At 71.2% G+C, this 17,547-nt stretch carries 16 protein-coding genes and 1 pseudogene; 10 read left to right on the top strand and 7 right to left on the bottom strand.

What is annotated here, in order from left to right; genetic code table 11:
* Positions 1-17: 17 nt before the first annotated feature.
* The 3 genes from EG812_RS22330 to EG812_RS22340 all read right to left on the bottom strand — a co-directional run bounded on the left by EG812_RS22330 (position 18) and on the right by EG812_RS22340 (position 1,597).
* Positions 18-284 (bottom strand): hypothetical protein, encoded by a 267-nt coding sequence (locus EG812_RS22330; protein WP_126712664.1) that lies wholly within the window; start codon positions 282-284, stop codon positions 18-20.
* 83 nt (positions 285-367) lie between these two features.
* The gene (gene mscL, locus EG812_RS22335) at positions 368-841 is read right to left on the bottom strand and encodes a large conductance mechanosensitive channel protein MscL (protein WP_013730954.1); all 474 of its coding nucleotides are present in this window, start codon (positions 839-841) and stop codon (positions 368-370) included.
* A 39-nt stretch (positions 842-880) separates the two neighbouring features.
* Positions 881-1,597, bottom strand: a complete 717-nt coding sequence (locus EG812_RS22340; RefSeq protein ID WP_013730955.1) for a FadR/GntR family transcriptional regulator — start codon at positions 1,595-1,597, stop codon at positions 881-883.
* Between the two features lie 50 nt (positions 1,598-1,647).
* Between EG812_RS22340 and EG812_RS22345 the strand changes: the two genes are divergently transcribed.
* Complete coding sequence (locus EG812_RS22345) at positions 1,648-2,943, top strand: MFS transporter (protein WP_126712665.1); 1,296 nt, start codon at positions 1,648-1,650, stop codon at positions 2,941-2,943.
* Positions 2,944-2,953: 10 nt separating this feature from the next.
* Here EG812_RS22345 and EG812_RS22350 read toward each other — a convergent pair whose 3' ends face one another.
* On the bottom strand, positions 2,954-3,310 hold the full coding sequence (locus EG812_RS22350; protein WP_013730957.1) for an STAS domain-containing protein: 357 nt from the start codon (positions 3,308-3,310) through the stop codon (positions 2,954-2,956).
* A gap of 163 nt (positions 3,311-3,473) precedes the next feature.
* Between EG812_RS22350 and EG812_RS22355 the strand changes: the two genes are divergently transcribed.
* The 7 genes from EG812_RS22355 (at position 3,474) to EG812_RS22385 (ending at position 9,614) form a co-directional block, all read left to right on the top strand.
* Complete coding sequence (locus tag EG812_RS22355; RefSeq protein ID WP_013730958.1) at positions 3,474-4,334, top strand: STAS domain-containing protein; 861 nt, start codon at positions 3,474-3,476, stop codon at positions 4,332-4,334.
* The gene (locus EG812_RS22360; RefSeq protein ID WP_013730959.1) at positions 4,334-4,744 is read left to right on the top strand and encodes an STAS domain-containing protein; all 411 of its coding nucleotides are present in this window, start codon (positions 4,334-4,336) and stop codon (positions 4,742-4,744) included. The genes EG812_RS22355 and EG812_RS22360 overlap by 1 nt, the downstream gene beginning before the upstream one ends.
* The gene (locus EG812_RS22365; RefSeq protein WP_013730960.1) at positions 4,741-5,160 is read left to right on the top strand and encodes an ATP-binding protein; all 420 of its coding nucleotides are present in this window, start codon (positions 4,741-4,743) and stop codon (positions 5,158-5,160) included. Before EG812_RS22360 ends, EG812_RS22365 begins: the two co-directional genes overlap by 4 nt.
* Positions 5,148-6,167 (top strand): SpoIIE family protein phosphatase, encoded by a 1,020-nt coding sequence (locus tag EG812_RS22370; RefSeq protein WP_199743924.1) that lies wholly within the window; start codon positions 5,148-5,150, stop codon positions 6,165-6,167. Before EG812_RS22365 ends, EG812_RS22370 begins: the two co-directional genes overlap by 13 nt.
* Positions 6,167-7,516 (top strand): sensor histidine kinase, encoded by a 1,350-nt coding sequence (locus tag EG812_RS22375; RefSeq protein WP_126712753.1) that lies wholly within the window; start codon positions 6,167-6,169, stop codon positions 7,514-7,516. The genes EG812_RS22370 and EG812_RS22375 overlap by 1 nt, the downstream gene beginning before the upstream one ends.
* A gap of 1 nt (position 7,517) precedes the next feature.
* Positions 7,518-9,053 (top strand): SpoIIE family protein phosphatase, encoded by a 1,536-nt coding sequence (locus EG812_RS22380; RefSeq protein ID WP_013730963.1) that lies wholly within the window; start codon positions 7,518-7,520, stop codon positions 9,051-9,053.
* Between the two features lie 177 nt (positions 9,054-9,230).
* Positions 9,231-9,614 carry an STAS domain-containing protein gene (locus EG812_RS22385; RefSeq protein WP_126712666.1) on the top strand — a complete coding sequence of 128 codons (384 nt, stop codon included), beginning with the start codon at positions 9,231-9,233 and terminating at the stop codon, positions 9,612-9,614.
* A 62-nt stretch (positions 9,615-9,676) separates the two neighbouring features.
* Here the strand turns inward: EG812_RS22385 and EG812_RS22390 are convergent.
* Positions 9,677-9,967, bottom strand: a pseudogene (locus EG812_RS22390) (DNA-binding response regulator); the annotation flags it as partial.
* Positions 9,968-10,078: 111 nt separating this feature from the next.
* Here EG812_RS22390 and EG812_RS22395 point away from each other — a divergent pair.
* Positions 10,079-11,587 carry a hypothetical protein gene (locus EG812_RS22395; RefSeq protein WP_126712667.1) on the top strand — a complete coding sequence of 503 codons (1,509 nt, stop codon included), beginning with the start codon at positions 10,079-10,081 and terminating at the stop codon, positions 11,585-11,587.
* 244 nt (positions 11,588-11,831) lie between these two features.
* Here the strand turns inward: EG812_RS22395 and EG812_RS22400 are convergent, their stop codons facing one another.
* Positions 11,832-13,928 (bottom strand): S9 family peptidase, encoded by a 2,097-nt coding sequence (locus EG812_RS22400; protein WP_126712668.1) that lies wholly within the window; start codon positions 13,926-13,928, stop codon positions 11,832-11,834.
* A gap of 81 nt (positions 13,929-14,009) precedes the next feature.
* Here EG812_RS22400 and EG812_RS22405 point away from each other — a divergent pair, with 81 nt between their 5' ends.
* Complete coding sequence (locus tag EG812_RS22405) at positions 14,010-15,356, top strand: FAD-binding oxidoreductase (RefSeq protein WP_126712669.1); 1,347 nt, start codon at positions 14,010-14,012, stop codon at positions 15,354-15,356.
* A gap of 86 nt (positions 15,357-15,442) precedes the next feature.
* Here EG812_RS22405 and EG812_RS22410 read toward each other — a convergent pair whose 3' ends face one another.
* The gene (locus EG812_RS22410; RefSeq protein WP_126712670.1) at positions 15,443-17,503 is read right to left on the bottom strand and encodes a SpoIIE family protein phosphatase; all 2,061 of its coding nucleotides are present in this window, start codon (positions 17,501-17,503) and stop codon (positions 15,443-15,445) included.
* Positions 17,504-17,547 lie beyond the last annotated feature (44 nt).

Consider the following 17,547-nt stretch of genomic DNA (forward strand, 5'->3'; position numbering starts at 1 on the left):
CGACGCAAACTTCTTGATCAACGGTCGCTGGGCGGGGTGGGGGTGGTGGTCCAGGGGGAGGGTGGGCGGGGGGAGAGTTCGCGCCAGGGATCGGTGGGGTGGAGCAGGGCGCGGATGGTTTCCTCGGCGGCGTCGAGGGTGTCGTACTCGTAGAAGCGGGAGACTCCCTCGGCGCCGCCGGCTCGTTGTTCGACGTACCACCGGTCGGCATCCGTGCGGAGGAAGACGTCTCGTCGGGCCAGCCGCCCCCACTTCCCGTTCCACCAGTGCTTTCGCTGCTCCATGGCGCGGACTCTATCGAACATGTGTTCGACTCGGAGTGGCCCCTGGCAGGAATCCCGCCAGGGGCTGACGGAGCGTGCCGGGTTCAGCGCCCGCTGGGCGGTTCCTCCCGCGAACCGAGGACGTCGTCCAGGGCGCTGCGCTGCTGGGTCGGCGTGGTGCGGCCGGCGGCGACCAAGGCGTCGCGGATCTCGGTGAGCAGCTTGACCTCCTCGCTCGGCGCGGCCGGCGGCGGCTCCTCACCCCGCTTGCGGCGCTCGGCGAGCTTGTTCATCGGGAAGACGACCAGGAAGTACAGCGCCGCCGCGGTGAGCAGGAACGTGATCAGCGCGTTGACGAAGGCGACCCAGTCGAACGGGATGCCCTGGATCGTCGGTGCGGTGCCTTCCAGCCCCTTGTTGCTGCCGGTGACCAAAACCACGAAGACCCGGATCAGTGGATCCAGGAACGACTTGGTGAGCTGGGTGACCACACCCGTGAACGCGGCGCCGATGACGACACCGACCGCGAGGTCGACGACGTTGCCGCGCATGATGAAGTCTTTGAAGCCCTTGAGCATCCGTACTCCCGAGAGGTCCCGTGTTCGTCAGGGGCCAACCTATGCCCCGGGGTCGGGCTCCAGAAAGGCGGCGGCCTCCCGGGCGGCGAGATCCGGGTCACCGGCCCGGATCGCGGCCACCAGTCGGGCGTGGTCGACGTGGCGGTCCGGAGTCAGGGCGCCGCCCATCGCCTGGGTGACGGTGCGGCGCATGGCGGCACCGATGGAGGCGTACAGCTCGGCGAGCATGCCGTTGTGCGCCGCCGCGACCACCGCCGTGTGCAGCGCCGCGTCGGCCTCGACGAACTCGGCGACCCGGCCGCCGCGCCAGGCCGCCTCGCGGGCGGCGAGCGCGTCGTCGAGGGCGGCCAGGTCCGCAGGGGTACGCCGACGAGCGGCCAACCGTGCCGCCTCCACCTCGAAAGCGCGGCGTACCTCGATCACCTCGGCCATCCGGTCGTCGGTCAGCCGACGGGCCACCACCGGCGCGAGTTCGTCGGTGGAGATGACGTACGTCCCGGAGCCCTGCCGGCATTCCAGCACCCCGGCGTGCGCGAGGGCCCGGACCGCCTCGCGCACCGTGTTGCGCCCGACGCCGAGCGCCTCGACCAGTTGTGGTTCGGTCGGGATCCGGCTGCCCACCGGCCACTCGCCGGCCAGGATGCGCTGGCGCAGCTGCGTGATCGTCTCCTGGATCCGCCGCCCGCGGGGCGGTGCGGCGGGGATGCCCAGCTTCGCCAACTGCGGTGCCGGGGCGGAATCAACTGCCGGTGGCACTGGTTACAACCTCTCGCCCGAATTCATCCCATGATTGTAGGTTCGAGGTCATGCCCTCGTCGCCTGCTGGCACCCCCGCTGTTCCGACGTCCACCGCCGACGGGTCGACCGCCCAGGGCACCCAGGTCGTACCCGCGACCGGCGGACCGACCGCGTCCCGCGCCCACGGTGGCCTGCTGGTGCTGGTCGGGATGCTGCTGGTGGCGCTCAACCTGCGGGCCGCCGTCACCAGCCTCGGCGCCCTGCTCGACGAGGTACGCGTCGGCCTGGCGCTCTCCGGCACGATGGCCGGCTTCGTCACCACCCTGCCCACCATCGCGTTCGCCGGTCTCGGGGCGGTCACGCCGTGGCTGGTGCGCCGGCTGTCCACGGCCCGTCTGCTGGTGCTGGGGATGCTGGCACTCGCCGTCGGTCAGGTGCTGCGGGCGGTCACCGGGTCCGCCGTGGTGTTCCTGCTGACCAGCGCGCTCGCGCTGGCCGGGATCGCGGTGGCGAACATCATGATGCCGATGCTGGTCAAGCAGTACTTCCCGCATCGCACCGGGTTGGTCACCGGGGCGTACACGATGGCGTTGGTCGCGGGCACGACGGTGGCTGCGGCGGCTGCGGTGCCGGTGGCGCACGCCTTCGGCTCCTGGCGGGCGGGGTTGGGCGTCTGGGCGGGGCTCGCGCTTGTCGCCGTACTCCCGTGGTTGCCGGCGGCGCTGCGCAGCCGCAGCCGCACCGATGCGCGGCGGGCGACCCGCGACGGTGTGGCCCGCGTGATCATCCGGCCCAGTCGTACCCGGCTCGGCTGGGCGATGGCTGTCTACTTCGGCGCGCAGTCGCTCAGCGGGTACGCGATCATGGGCTGGCTGGCCCAACTCTTCCGGGACGCGGGTTTCCGTCCGCAGGACGCCGGCCTGCTGCTCGCCGCGGTGACCGCGCTCGGGGTGCCGATCGCGCTGCTGATGCCGACGCTGGCCGGCCGGCTGAAGAACCTGCGGATGCTGGTGTTCGCGCTGACCGCCGCTTCGACGCTGGCCTACCTGGGCCTGGCCCTCGCGCCCCGGGACGCGGCGGTGCTGTGGGTGCTGTTGCTGGCCCTCGGCCAGGGAGCCTTCCCCCTGATCCTGACCACCATCGGCCTGCGGGCCCGCACCGCCGACGGGACGGTCGCGTTGTCGGCCTTCGCGCAGAGCGCGGGATATGTGATCGCGGCGCTGGGGCCGCTGATGGTCGGAATCCTCTACGAGGGCACCGGAGGCTGGACGGCGCCGATCGGTTTCCTGCTGCTCGCCCTCGCGGTGCAGACGGGTGCGGGCATGGTGATCGCCCGCCCTCGCTACATCGAGGACGAGCGCTGAGGGGTGGGAATCAGGAGGAGGCCGGGGTGGGGTCGCCCGCCACCGCCTGGTCGACGGTGGGATAGGTGTGCAGCACCTCCACCAGACCGCTCACTTCCAGGATGCGCAGCACCCCGCGTTGCGGTGCGGCCAGGCGCACCACGCCGCCGGCCTCGTCGCAGCTGTTCTTGGCGCGGACGAACACCGACAGGCCGGTGGAGTCGCAGAACGAAACCTCCGACAGGTCGAAGACGAGCCGGCTGCGCCCCTTGTCGAGCAGGTCGGTGATCTGGTCCTGCAACTGGGGCGCGGTGGCCATGTCCAGTTCGCCCGCGACCGCCACTACGACCACGTCACCGCGCTGTTCCGTGTGCACCGTCAAGGACATTCGCCAGACCTCCTGTTTATCGGTGGAACGTTATCCCACCGAAGCCCCGGTACGCAGAACGGGCATGAGATCGAGTGGCTGCCGCCATTCGCTTGCCGTGGGGCAAGTAACCTCGGGTGCTCGGTGATAGAGTCCGGCCGGTCCAGGTCGAGGGGGTTATGTCATGGCGCTGAGCGCTGACGAGAGCAGCCGGCTGGCCGGTCTGCTGACCAGTCATGTCGATCAGGTCACGCAACGGTGGACCGAGGTCGTCGCCGGACAGTTGCGTGGCCGGCTCAGCCAGGCCGAGCTGCGCCAGCAGGTGCAGGAGCTGCACCGGGCCCTGGTCGACGCGCTCGGCAAGGGGCTCACCGACCTGGCCGCCGAGGAGGCGACCGAGTTGCGCGCAGTCCTCGCGGAGATGTCCCGGGGGCAGGCCCGCCAGGGCTTCTCCGCCGCCGAGACCGCCACCGGTGTGTTCGCCCTCAAGGACGCCCTGCTGAGCGTGATGGAGGCCGACCAGAGCGCCGGAACGCTGCGCGACTACGTCGCCTTCGGCACGCTTGTCGACCAGATGGGCCTGTTCACCTTCGAGAGCTACGTGCGCACCCGGGAGAGCCTGATCGCCGACCAGGCCGAGCAGCTGCTGGAGCTGTCCACCCCGGTGGTCAAGCTCTGGGAGGGCGTGGTGGCGGTGCCGCTGGTCGGCACCCTCGACTCGGCCCGCGCCCAGGTGGTCATGGAGCGGTTGCTGCAGACCCTTGTCGACACCGGCTCGCCGTACGCGATCATCGACATCACCGGCGTGCCGGCGGTGGACACCCAGGTCGCCCAGCACATCCTGAAGACCGTGGTGGCGGCCCGGCTGATGGGTGCCGACTGCATCATCTCCGGCATCCGGCCGCAGATCGCCCAGACCATCGTCGCGCTCGGCATCGAGTTCGGTGACATCGCCACCAAGGCCAGCCTCGCCGACGCGCTGCGACACGTGCTACGGCTCACCGGCGTCGAGACCGGTCGCCGCCAGCCGCGCCGGGAGGCCTGATGGAGCGGGTGCCGATTCTCAAGATCGGCGACATTCTGCTGGTCTCCATCCAGGTCGACATGTCCGACCAGACGGCCGTCGCGCTCCAGGAGGACCTGGCCGAGCGGATCGTCGCCACCGGCTGCCACGGTGTGATCATCGACATCACCGCCCTGGACATCGTCGACTCCTTCGTCGGGCGGATGCTGTCCACCATCGCCTCGATCTCCCGGGTGCTCGACGCGGAGACGGTGGTGGTCGGGATGCGTCCCGCGGTCGCCATCACCTTGGTCGAGCTGGGGTTGTCGCTCAACGGCATCCGTACCGCGCTGAACGTCGAGCGGGGGATGGAACTCATCGCCGCCGACCGCGACCAGGATTACGACGAGTTCGACGACAGCTCGGACGCTGAGCCGACGGCGTCGCCGTGACCAGCGGAGTCGACCTGAGCCGACCGCAGGCGCAGACGGTCGGCAGCGACGAAGACGTGGTACGTGTGCGCCAACTGGTGCGTACGGTGGCGGTGGCGGTCAAGCTGTCCCTGGTCGACCAGACCAAGGTGGTCACCGCGGCAAGCGAACTCGCCCGCAACACCCTGGTCTACGGCGGCGGTGGCACCGTCGAGGTGACCGCAGTGGACAATGGCCGCCGCCCCGGCATCACCATCGTCTTCGCCGACTCCGGGCCCGGCATCGGCGACCTGGAGCTGGCGCTGACCGACGGGTACACCACCGGCGGTGGCCTCGGCCTCGGCCTCAGCGGTGCCCGACGGCTGGTCGACGAGTTCGACATCCAGACCGCTCCCGGTCAGGGCACCCGGATCACCATCACCAAGTGGTCCCGTTGACGGCGGAGCCGGTCACCGACCGGGGCATCTGGTTCCGGGTGGAGACCGGCAGTCCCGGCAGTGCCCTGCGGCGGGCCGCCGAACGGTTGGGCGAGCAGCTGGGGCTACCCGACGGCCGGGTCGCCGACCTGGCCATCGTCGCGGCGGAGCTGACCAGCAACCTGATCAAGCACGCCGAGGACGGGGTGCTGCTGCTTCGACCCGTGCGCCGCGAGTTGGACGCCGGTGTGGAACTGGTCGCGATCGACTCCGGGCCGGGCATGATCGATCTCGTCGACTCCGCCCGCGACGGCCACTCGACCACCGGCACGCTCGGCATCGGTCTGGGGGCGATCGTCCGGCAGGCCAGCTGGTTCGACGCGTACTCGCAGCCGGGTCGAGGAACGGTCATCGCCGTTCAGGTGTTCGCCGACGCAGCAGCCGAACGACCCTGGGTGGGCGGAGTCATCCGGCCGCTGACCGGAGAGACGATCAGCGGTGACGGGTACGCCTGGCGGAGCATCGGCGAGCGCCGTCAGGTGCTGGTCACCGATGGCCTGGGGCACGGGCCGCTGGCCGCCGCCGCCACCGATGCCGCGCTCGCCGCCTTCCGGGCCGCCCCGGCGGCCGCCCCCGCCGAGGTGGTCAGCCACCTGCACCGGGCGTTGTCGCACACCCGGGGCGCGGCGCTCGCCGTGGCCGAGCCGGACCCGGCGGCGGGATTGCTGCGGTACGCCGGACTGGGCAACATCAGCGGCGTGGTGGCCACCGGGGACGGCCGGCGGCGAGGGCTGGTCTCACTGCCCGGTATCGCCGGGCACCAACGCCCGACGATCCGGCAGTACGACTACCCGTTCGACGCCGACAGCCTGCTGATCATGCACAGTGACGGGGTGGTCGATCGCTGGCGGCTCGCGGACTATCCCGGCCTGACCGGACGGTCGCCGCTGGTGGTGGCCGCCACGCTGCTACGGGACGCGGGCATCCGCCGCGACGACGCCGGCGTACTGGTGGCGAGGCCCTGGTGATGGGGCACGAACCGCTGTTGCGGATGGCGTTGCGGGTGGAGCAGGACATCTTCGTGGTACGCCAGCGGGGCCGGGAGGTTGCCGCCGCGGTCGGCCTGGAACGTCAGGACCAGGTCCGGATCGCCACCGCCCTGAGCGAGGTGGCCCGGGATCTGCTGCGCGGCGTCGGCGGCGCCGACGTGCTGTTCGCCATCACCGCCGCTCCGGACGGCCGGCAACACCTGCGAGTCGACCTCGTTCCGGTCAGCCCGCTGCCCGACCGGCGGTACGAGCCGCAGTCGGGTGCGGTGGCACGCCTGGTGGACACGTTGAGCGTGGTGGCCGCAGCGGGGGATACGGTCGTGAGGATGTCGCGACGTATCCCGGTCACCGCGCAGGCGCTGACGCCACAGCGTGTCGAGCAACTGCGTGCCCAGCTCGGGCAGAGCGTGCCGGGCACCGCGGAGGAGGAACTCGCCACCCAGAACTCGCAACTGATCGCCGCTCTCGACGAGGTACGCAGCCAACGCGACGAACTGGCGCGGCTCAACGAGGAGCTGGAGCAGACCAACCGAGGCGTGCTGGCGCTCTATCATCAGCTCACCGACGAGTTGGAGGAGACCAACCGGGGTGTGGTGGCGCTGTACGCCGAGTTGGACGAGAAGTCGGTGCAGCTGCGCTCGGCGAGCGAGTCGAAGAGCCGCTTCCTGGCCAACGTCAGCCACGAGTTGCGGGCACCGGTGACCGCGATCATCGGGTTGGCCCGGTTGCTCACCGACGCCGCGTCCGACCCGCTCACCCTTGAGCAGGAACGCCAGGTGGGCCTGATCCGATCCTCGGCATCGGATCTGCTCTCCCTGGTCAACGAGTTGCTGGACCTGGCCAAGGCGGAGTCGGGCCGACTCGAACCGGACTGGGCCGAAGTGGACCTGCGTGCCCTCTTCGGTCAGCTGCGCGGCACCCTGCGGGCCCTGCACACCGTCCCCGACGTGCGGCTGGTGGTGGAGGAACCACCCTCGCCCGCCACCATTCGCACCGACGAGATGCTGCTCGCCCAGGTGTTGCGCAACCTGCTGCACAACGGTCTGAAGTTCACCACCCGGGGCGAGGTACGGCTGCGCGCCGAGCGGTCCGGCGACAGCTGGAAGCTCGTCGTGACCGACACCGGCGCCGGCATCCCGGCCGAGTTCCACGAGCGGGTCTTCGAGGAGTTCTACCAGGTGCCGGGGCCGTCCCGGGCCGGTGGCACCGGCCTCGGTCTGCCGTACGCCCGACGGCTGGCCACTCTGCTCGGTGGCACGCTCGAACTGTCAAGTGAGCCGGGTCGGGGCAGCAGCTTCACCGTCTCGCTGCCGGCGAACGGTACGTGACGTGGAAATCCCGCCGACCGTTCTGGTGGTCGACGACAGCCGGACCAAGCGCTACCTGCTGGTGAACTGGCTGACGCGGGCCGGGTTCACGGTGATCGAGGCCGAGAGCGGCAGCGAGGCCCTGCGTCAGGTCGAGGTGGACCCCGTCGACCTGGTCGTGCTCGACGTACGGCTGCCGGATCTGAGTGGTTTCGAGGTCTGTGAGCGGATCAAGTCGACCCATCCCGCGCTGCCGGTGATCCACGTGTCGGCACACGCCATCGACACGACCGACCGCGCCCAGGGCCTGACCAGGGGCGCGGACGCGTACCTGGCGGAGCCGATCGATCCGGAGGAGCTGATCGCCACCGCCCACGCGGTGCTCCGCTACTACCAGGCGCGGCAACGCGCCGAGCTGCTCGCCGAACGCCTCGCCGGGTTGGCGGACACCACAGTCGCGGTGCACGCCGCGCCGAACTTCGACCGGCTGCTGGAGCTGGCGGCGGCCGGGACCGCGGAGATATTCAAGAGTCCCGCGGCGGTGATCGCCGAAACCTTCGACGGGGAATGCCTGGCCGGGGTCTGCGCCGGCCCGGGTGCCGAGAGCCGCGTCGTGCCGTGGGTCGTCGACGACAGCGACACCCCGGTCGGCGCCACCGTCCGGGTGGAGGAACCCGCCGACTGGGCGTTGGTGCAGTGGCCACCGGACGACACGGTGACGGTGGCCGCGGGCCGGCTGCGGGACGACCGGGCGCCGCTCTACGTGGTGGTGCCCACCGCGACGCAGACTGCCCAGACGCCGGTGCTGCGCCAGTTGGCGCAGGCGGTGGCGTCCGCGGTCGAGGTGCAACGCTCCTTCGACGAGGAGCATCGCATCGCGGTGACCCTGCAACGCAGCCTGCTCCCGCAACGCATCCCGCAGATCGCCGGGCTCGATCTGGCCGTCCGCTACGAGCCGGCCAGCGCCCGTACCGAGATCGGTGGCGACTTCTACGAGCTGGTGATGCTCGACGGTCACCTGCTGCTGGCGATCGGCGACGTGGCGGGCCACTCACTGCACGCCGCGACGGTGATGGCCGAGCTGCGTCACGCACTGCGGGCGTACGCGGTGGAGGGCCACCAGCCGGGAGAAATCCTGCACCGGGTCAACGAGCTGATGCGTACGCTGCTGCCCACCGAACTGGCCACCATCTGCGTACTGCTGCTCGACCCGGCCACCGGGCAGGTCCGGCTGGCCAGCGCCGGCCACCTGCCCCCGTTGATCAGCATGGACGGCAAGACCGAGTACGTGCACCACTCCGCACCACTGCTCGGGGTACGGGCACCGCGCCCCGCCGACCTGGAGTTCGTGCTGCCCCCCGGGGCGACGATCGTCTTCTACACCGACGGTCTCATCGAGCGGCGTGACGTCAACATCGACGAGGGACTGAAGTCGCTGGCGGCGAGCGCGGTGCGGGTGGATGCCGACCTCGACCGGTTCTGTCAGCGGCTGCTCGACGAACTCGCCCCCGACGAGATCCAGGACGACGTCGCCGTGGTGGCCCTACGTCGGCACTGAGCGGCTGGAACTGGCCGCGACGGCCAGGCGCGGGTAGCGTTGCGGCTGGTGTCCTAAACACCACGTCGAGGTCGGCACTGTCGTGCTTCAGCTCTGTCCTCCCCGGCCCCGGATTGACGGTGGCAACCTCTCCGGCCCTCAGAACGCCCTTCGCCAGGGCAGGGACCGAGTCTTCCCATGGACGATCTGTTGCGCTTCGAGCATTACGACGTACGGCCCGGCACCCGGTACGTGACCGTGACAGGTGAGGCCGACCTGTCCACGATCACGCACCTTCAGCATGACCTCGGACGCCTGCTGGCACCCCGATGGGTCACGCACCTGACGCTCAATCTGAAGGGTCTGCGGTTCCTCGACTGCGCCGCACTGGCCGTCCTGTTGAGGATCAGGCAGACGGCCATGGTGCGCGGACAGCGGATGACCGTCACCGCCGCCCAGGGCGGGCCGGCGCGGGTCATCGCGCTCAGCGGTAGCGGGCACCTGCTCGACAGCCACTTCGGCACCGTCCAGATCCGTGGTGCCGGCCGACCTGCCGGCCGCGACCTCGTCGCCTTCGCCTGACCGTCGATCTCGTACCCCCTCGCTGATCTCCATCAGCTTCATCGCCTCGGCGGTGGCCGGGTCAGCACCAGCACCTCCCGTTCCCGTGCGGTGAGGGCAGCCAGCGGGTCGCGGGGCCGGTGCGGCAGCCGGCGGACCACGTCCGGGTCGATCACGGCGCCGCCCGCGAGGACGGTACGCAGGTTGTCGACGAAGTCGGTGACCTCGGCGACCCGATCCTTGAGCAGGTAGCCGACCCGGCGGCCGTCGGCGCTGTCCAGCAGCGCGGAGGCGTACTCGGGCTGCACGTGCTGGCTGAGCACGACCACGGCCAGGCCCGGCTGCTCGCCGCGCAACTCGACAGCCGACTGAACCCACCTTCCGGGGTATGCCCTGCCTACCCGCCTACCTGTCTGCCCCGCCGGGAGTCCGAAGGCCTGAACCACTCGGCATGTCGGACCGTTGGTGACGGCATGTGGATACGGATGCCGGAGCTGCCCCCAGAAGCGTCCCCCGGATTGCGCGCCGCGCAACGCGCCCTGGACAGGGATCTCCGGCTCGCGCTGGAAGACGCCCGCGCGAACAACGGGCAAGATCGTGGCCCGGCCGACAACACGCCGCGGCTGAGCGAGACACAGATCAAGGACGCCCGTGACGTCGCTGCGAGCCTGGTCAACGGTCACCTGAAGGACGGCCCGTTAGGCTGGCTGCGCGTAGCCGTACACCGGTTTCTGCGCCTGCTGCGCTACTTCGAGATCAACGAGTCTGCGCCGAAACCCCGACCGGCCGCCGGAGAGCAGGCTGGTGCTGGGGAGCAGGCTGGTGCTGGGGAGCAAGCGGATGCCGGAGAGCAGGACCGGCAGGCGTCGGGTGACCGTGCGCCGGGGTCCGGTTCCAGCGAGTCGACGCGCGAATCCCAGCAAGCCGAGGCAGACCAGCCAGGCGAGGAAACGCAAAGCTCCCAGCCATCCGGTGACGACGAGTCGCCGCCTGCGCCGAGTGAGTCAGCACCGGAGCCCCGGAAACCCATCACCGACGCGCAGGTCGAAAGCTGGAAAGCGACCCTCAACGAGGAAGGGGAGCACCTGCTCAAGCACGAGAAGGAGCGCCTGGAACGGGCCATCGCCGTCGCGTATCTCATCTCCAGCGACCCTGACCTGCAGAAACTCTACGAGGACCCGCAGCAGATGCAACAAGTCGCGAACATGGTCGCGCTGGCCGACTGGGTCGCCGACCGGTACGACAAGGGCCCGCGCGCCGACGAGAGACACAAGGCCACCCGCGGCGCGTCCGCGAGCGCACGAACAGCACCCGTCCATACGTACGGCGACGACCAACCCTTGGTGAGAGCGCCGACAATGCCTGCGCTGACGTATGCCGACGACAACCTGGCCGTGAGCCCGCCGGGGACGCCTGCGTTGACGTATGCCGAGGACGGTCTGGTGGTGAGCCCGCCGAGGAGGCCTTCCGGAGGGTACATCGAGCAACAGCGCCCAGCGGCGAGCGTGCTGGGGATGCCAGCCTGGCTGCGCGCCGACGACCATGCGGTGAGCCCGCCGGGGACACCGGTGGTGAGTCCGCCCGGGACACCTGCCCGTATGGACGCCGACCATCCGATGGGGGGTCCGCCGGGGACGCCGGTGGTGAACCCGCCAGGGTCGCCGGCCGGGATGCACGCCGACGCTCATCCGATCGTGAGCCCGCCGGGGTCGCCGGTGGTGAGTGCGCCGGGTTCGCCCATCGGGAGGTATGTCGAGCAGCAGCGCCCGGCGGTGAGCGTACCGGGGACGCCTGCTCGGCCGTCCGCTGCGGGACAGCACGTGGCGGCGCGAGAGGCGCGGCCAGAGCGGGTGCCGCCCGGTAATCCCCGCGCCGCTAGCCTCACCAGCTTGCACAGCCCGAAGCGGCCAGCGGGAAGCCCGCCCCCGCGACCGGAGGCTCCCGACTCCTCCCGGCCGGACCGCACGGCAGGTCAGGGCAGAGGTCGCAGGTGACCTCCGCCGACCCGCCAAGGTCACGCTCGATCCCAGATCGAGTGGTTGAGCGCGCGAGCGAGGCAACTCGATCCGGGATCGAGCGTGATCATGAGCCGCTGAGCAGGAACAGGAGGCGGTGCAGCCCTGGGTGGGTGGTGGAGCGGGCCCGGGAGGGTGATGAGCAGGCCTGGGAGGGGGGCGGTGCGGCGCCGGCACGCGGGTGAGCAGCCGGCGCCGCGGAAGAGGGGACGACAGGGGCCGGTCAGGCGCGGCCGAAGCGGTCCAGGATCCAGGCGTTGATGAAGGCTTCCTCGCGCCAGGAGTCGTACCGTCCACTGGGGCCGCCGTGACCGGCCTCCATCTCGGTCTTGAGCAGGTAGTCGCCCTGCGGCGCGACGGCGCGCAGCCGGGCGATCCACTTGGCCGGCTCGTGGTAGAACACCCGCGTGTCGTTGAGGCTGGTCATCGCGAGGATCGCCGGATAGTCAAGCGGCGCGACGTTCTCGTACGGGGTGTACGACTTCATGTAGGCGTACACCTCGGGGTCCGCGAGGGGGTTGCCCCACTCCTCCCACTCGGTCACCGTCAGCGGCAGGGACGGGTCGAGGATGGTGTTGAGCGCGTCCACGAACGGCACCTGCGCGACGATGCCGGTGAAGGCGTCGGGGGCGAGGTTGGCGACCGCGCCCATCAGCAGGCCGCCGGCCGAGCCGCCGCGCGCGACCAGTCGGTCGGGGGCCGTCCAGCCGGTCTTGGCCAGGTGGCGGGCGCAGGCGACGAAGTCGGTGAAGGTGTTCTTCTTGGCGAGCATCTTGCCGTGGTCGTACCAGCGGCGGCCCAGTTCACCGCCGCCCCGGATGTGGGCCACCGCGAAGATCACCCCACGGTCCAGCAGGGACAGCCGGCCGACCGAGAACCACGGGTCCATGCTGGCCTCGTACGACCCGTAGCCGTAGATGACGCAGGGGGCCGAGCCGTCGCGGGGCGTACCCCGGCGGTAGACCAGCGAGATCGGCACCCGGGTGCCGTCGTCGGCCAGGGCCCAGTCGCGCTGCTGCTCGTAGTCTTCCGGCTGGTACGGCTGTCCGTCCGGGCCGGGCAGCACGGGCCGGCGGCGCAGCAGCGTCAGTTCCTGGGTCGCCAGGTCGTAGTCGTACACCGAGTCGGGGGTGATCAACGAGGTGTAGCGCAGCCGGAGCCGGTCGGTGCGGTACTCGGGATTGCCGTCCAGGCCGACGGTGTGCAGCGGCTCCGGGAACTCGATGTCGTGGGCGTCCCCGCCGTCGAGCGGCAGCACCCGCAGGCCGGTCAGGCCGTTGCTGCGCAGCGTGACGACCAGGTGGTCGGCGAAGGCGTCCACCGCCTCCAGTCGGGTGCCGGGGGAGTGGTCGATCATCGGCACCCAGTCGCCCGGCGTGTCCGCCGAGGTGTACGCGAGGGCGAAGTCCTCGGCGCCGTCGTTGTGCAGGATCAGGAACCGGTGCCCGTGGTGCTCCACCGAGTACTCGACGCCCTGTCGGCGTGGTGCGATCACCGCGGGTTCGCCGGTCGGGTTGTCGGCGGGGATGACCCGTACCTCGCTGGTGAGCTTGCTGGCGATGTCGATCAGGATGAACCGCTCGGATCGGGTCAACTCGACCCCGACCCAGAAGCGTTCGTCGTCCTCGGCGTGCACCACCACGTCGTCGCCGGCGGCGGTGCCGATCACGTGCCGCCAGACCCGGTGCGGACGCCACGCCTCGTCCACCGTCACGTAGAACAGCACGGAGGCGTCGGTCGACCAGGCCGTGCCGTAGAAGGTGCCCGGGATCTCGTCGGGCAGCAGTTCGCCGCTGACGAGATCCTTGATCCGCAGGGTGAACCGTTCGTCGCCGGAGAAGTCCGTGGAGTAGGCGAGAAAACGCCCGTCGGGGCTGACGTCGAAGGCGCCCAGGGCGAAGAAGTCGTGCCCTTCGGCGAGCAGGTTGCCGTCGAGCAGGATCTCCTCGCCGTCCAGGGGAGCGCCGTCGGCACTGATCGGGGGCGTGGTCTCGCCGTCGCGTACGGCCCGCCGACAGTGCACGCCGTACTGCCGGCCCTCGACCGTACGGGTGTAGTACCAGTACCCGCCCTTGCGGGTCGGTACCGACAGGTCGGATTCCTGGGTGCGTCGGCGGATCTCCTCGAACAACTCGGTCCGCAGCCCGGACAGGTGGGCTGTGCGCTGCTCGGTCCAGGCGTTCTCGGCGTCGAGGTAGGCGATGGTCTCCGGATCGTCCTTCGCGGCCAGCCAGGCGTACTCGTCGACGACGATGTCGTCGTGGTGGACGCGTTCGGTGGGTACCCGCTTCGCCACGGGTGCGGGGGTCTCGGTGGTCACGGCGTCACGTTACCGGCCCTGCTCGGCTCCCGTCGGTAGCAAATACCTACCGAATCGTTCGAACACATGTACGATCGCGGCATGGTGCCAGCACGTTCCACCGGCACGTCCGGTGCCCTCGACATCACCCGCCGACTGATCGAGATCTGTGGCCCGCGCTTCGCCCGGTTCGCCGGCCCCGCCGACGAGGTGGCCGGGCGGCCGGCCCGCTGGGTGGCGGTTCCCGGCGGTGCCGACGCGGCGGCCCGGGTGCTCCGGTTGGCCGCACGACACGACCTGAGCGTGGTTCCGCGCGGGGCCGGCACGAAAATCGACTGGGGTGCCCCGCCCGAGCGGGTCGACATCATGCTCGACACCGGGCGACTGGCCGGCATCGGGCATCGGCCGCCCGGTCAGGGTGCCGCCGAGGTCGGCGCCGGCACGCCGCTGCGGGCGGTGCAGGCCACCCTGGAACGCACCAGCCAGCGGCTCGCGGTGGACGCACCCTCGCCCGGTGCCACAATCGGTGGCGTGCTCGCCGCCGACGAGGCGGGTCCGCTGCGGCACCGGCACGGCACCGCCTGCGACCAGCTCGTCAGCCTGCGTTATCTGGCCGCCGACGGGGAGCTGACCGAGGCCGACGGCGGGGCCGCCGGGCTGGCCCAGGCCCGGCTGTTGTGCGGCTCGGAGGGGGCGCTCGGTGTGCTGGTCAGCGCCACCCTGCGCGTGCAGGCCATGCCGGCCTGCCGGGTCTGGGTGACCCGACCGGTGTGGACGCCGCTGGAGGTGCACGACCTGATCCGCGCGGTGCTCGCTGCCCGCCTCGACCCGGCCGCGATCGAGCTGGACCTGCCGGTCGGCGGAAAGGACCGGATGCCGTGGGATGCGCGGGCCGCCGCGATGGCCCGTCATCCGTCCATGACCGGGCGGTCACCGGCCAGCCCGGCCGGTGCCGGTTCGCTCGTGGTGTTGTTGGAGGGCGGCCCTTCCGACGTGGCGGAGCGCAGCGACCGGCTGGTGTCGCTGCTCGGTGCCCGCGCGACGGTGGCCAGATCGGCGCCGCCCTGGTGGCGCAGTTACCCGTTCGCCCCGGGCGACACCGCGCTGAGGCTGGAGGTGCCGATCACCGACCTGCACGCGGCGGTGTACGCGCTGCGCGACGCGGCCGGGTCGCCGGTTCCGGTGCGTGGCTCAGCCGGCCGGGGTGTGGTGCATGCCGCCCTGCCCGGCTCGCTCGCGCCCGACCGGGTAGCGGCGATCCTGGCCGCCGTCCGCAGCGTGCTGCTGGCCCGGCAGGGCCGATGCGTGGTGCTCTCCGCGCCACCGGCCGTCCGGCGGGCCGTCGACCTCTGGGGCGAGCTGGTCGGCCTGGCCCGCCTCCGCGCGGTCAAGCAGCACCTCGACCCGGGCCACCGACTCGCTCCCGGCCGACTCCCCGGCGGCCTCTGACGGCGGACGGCCCGGGTCGGCCGCGGCGTCTGGCGGCCGGACAGGCTGTGTGAAGCGGCGGCGTCTGACAACAGCGGGCGAGGGGGTCAGCCAGCGGCGTCGTTGCGGAGGACGAGGATGGCGATGTCGTCGCGCGGCTCCTCCACCGAGAAGTTGATCGCGGTGGCGCGCAGCCGGGCCGCCACCACGTCGGCGGGGTAACCGGCGAGCGGAGTGACGGCGTCGCGCAGCCGACCGATGCCGAACAGCTCCCGGCCTCGGCGGCGCTCGGTCACGCCGTCGGTGTAGAAGACCAGGCAGTCACCAGGGCCGAGGGTGATCTCCGAGGACGGTGAGCTGATCGTTTCGAGCAGGCCGAGCGCGGTGCCACCGCTGCCGACGAAGCTGGCCGGGCCGCCACCGGAACGCAGCAGCAACGGTCGATCATGCCCGGCCAGGTGCAACTCGACGTCGAGCCGGTCACCCTCGCTCGGCGCGACCACGGCCAGCGCCAACGTGCAGTACCGTCCGGCACCCCGCTCGACAAGCGTCTCGTTGAGCCGGGGCAGCAACTCGGGCAGCGGCTTGCCGTCGCCGGCCAGCACCCGGATCACGTCCCGGACCAGCCCGGTGACCGCTGCGGCCTGCACTCCCTTGCCGGAGACGTCGCCGATCACCACCAGCCAGCGTCCGTCCGGCAGCGGCACCACGTCGTAGAAGTCACCACCGACGTCGGCGTCGCCGCCGGTCGGGACGTACTCGGCGGCGAAACCGATGCCGTCGACCACCGGCAGCACCGGCGGCAGCAGCGACTGTTGCAGGGCCTGGGCGATGCGTCGGCGTTCCGCGTGGATCCGGGCGTTCTCGATCGCCAGGGCCGCCCGGCGGGCCACGTCCTCCAGCACCGCGATCTCGTCCGGGTCGTGCCGGTGTCGCTGGTGTCGCCCGACCGCCAGGGTGCCGAGGCGTTGACCCCGGGCGATCAACGGTACGGCGAAGCCCTCCATCGGCGCGCCCAGCGGCGTCTGGGTGCCGTTGCGGCTGGCCTCCCGCAGCCGGGCCTGGATCGAGTCGGGACCCGATTCGCGCAGCGTGGCGTGCAACTGCGGCAGCATCGCCTCGTCGGCGTGCGTGGCGGCGGCCAGGCGCAGCCGACCCCACTCGTCGGTGGTGTGCACCGCGCACCACTGACCGAGTCGGGGCACCACCAGCTGCGGGACGAGCGCCATGGTCAGTTCCACGTCCAACGACTGGGCGAGCAGTTCGCTGGCCTCGGCGAGGAAGGTGAGCCAGGCCTGTCGGCGTACGTCGGCGCGGCGCAGCCGGTCGTTCTCCAGGTGCAGCGAGAGTCGCTCGGCGGTCAGCACCGCCAGCGGGCGGGCGTACGCGGTGGGCGCGGCGTCCAGTTCCAGTTCCCCAACGTACGGGCGATGCACCGCCAGCGGCACCCGGAGCAGGTCGTGACCGGGCCGGGGCTGCCGACCGTACCGGGCGAGCACCTGGGTGCCCTGCCCGTCGCCGCGATCCAGTCGCACCACACCTCCGGCGGCACCGATCATCTCCGCCACCCGGGTGAGCAGGTTCGTGGCGAAGTCGGGCAGCGGATCCTCGGCGTACGGATCGGGCAGGGTCTGCATCAGCGTGCTCATCGCCCCGGCGCTGGGTGCGGTGGTCGCTGCGGTGCCGTCCGTCTCACCGGCCGACGTCGTCCGGCCGTCTCCCGATGGGCTGCGCCGGTCCAGCCGGAACCACACGCCCTTGCCGCTGGGCAGGTAGGTGGTGCCCCAGCGGCTGGCGAAGTGATCGACGAGCAGCAGTCCCCGGCCGCGTTCGGCGACCTCGGTGATCTCTGTGGCCGCGTTGCGTACCCCGACGGTGAGTTCGTCGACCGGGCCGGCGGCGAAGTCGGACACGGTCACGGTCAACCCGGCCGCGTCGGCGCTCACCTCGACGTCCAGTTCGGTGCGGGCGTGCTCGACGGCGTTGGTGGACAGCTCGGTGGTGAGCAGAAGTGCCTCGTTGAGCAGTTCGTCCAGGTCAGCCTCGGCGAGTACGGACCGCACGACGGCCCGCGCCGCCGCCGGCGTACGACGATCCGCCGGCAGCCGGACACGTCGTACATGCTCGTGTGGGCCTCCGGTCGCCGCGGGCCCCGCCTCCGCTGCCACCCTCGTATCCTCCACCGCCACCCCTGGTGTGCCAAACCGATCGG

This window comes from Verrucosispora sp. FIM060022 (genome assembly GCF_003977705.1).
Lineage (GTDB): Bacteria > Actinomycetota > Actinomycetes > Mycobacteriales > Micromonosporaceae > Micromonospora > Micromonospora gifhornensis.

Coding starts and splice junctions, on each gene's coding strand:
- EG812_RS22330 (WP_126712664.1), bottom strand. CDS start 284: ATGGAGCAGCGAAAGCACTGGTGGAACGGGAAGTGGGGGCGGCTGGCC.
- mscL (WP_013730954.1), bottom strand. CDS start 841: ATGCTCAAGGGCTTCAAAGACTTCATCATGCGCGGCAACGTCGTCGAC.
- EG812_RS22345 (WP_126712665.1), top strand. CDS start 1,648: ATGCCCTCGTCGCCTGCTGGCACCCCCGCTGTTCCGACGTCCACCGCC.
- EG812_RS22350 (WP_013730957.1), bottom strand. CDS start 3,310: ATGTCCTTGACGGTGCACACGGAACAGCGCGGTGACGTGGTCGTAGTG.
- EG812_RS22355 (WP_013730958.1), top strand. CDS start 3,474: ATGGCGCTGAGCGCTGACGAGAGCAGCCGGCTGGCCGGTCTGCTGACC.
- EG812_RS22360 (WP_013730959.1), top strand. CDS start 4,334: ATGGAGCGGGTGCCGATTCTCAAGATCGGCGACATTCTGCTGGTCTCC.
- EG812_RS22375 (WP_126712753.1), top strand. CDS start 6,167: ATGGGGCACGAACCGCTGTTGCGGATGGCGTTGCGGGTGGAGCAGGAC.
- EG812_RS22385 (WP_126712666.1), top strand. CDS start 9,231: ATGGACGATCTGTTGCGCTTCGAGCATTACGACGTACGGCCCGGCACC.
- EG812_RS22395 (WP_126712667.1), top strand. CDS start 10,079: ATGCCGGAGCTGCCCCCAGAAGCGTCCCCCGGATTGCGCGCCGCGCAA.
- EG812_RS22405 (WP_126712669.1), top strand. CDS start 14,010: ATGGTGCCAGCACGTTCCACCGGCACGTCCGGTGCCCTCGACATCACC.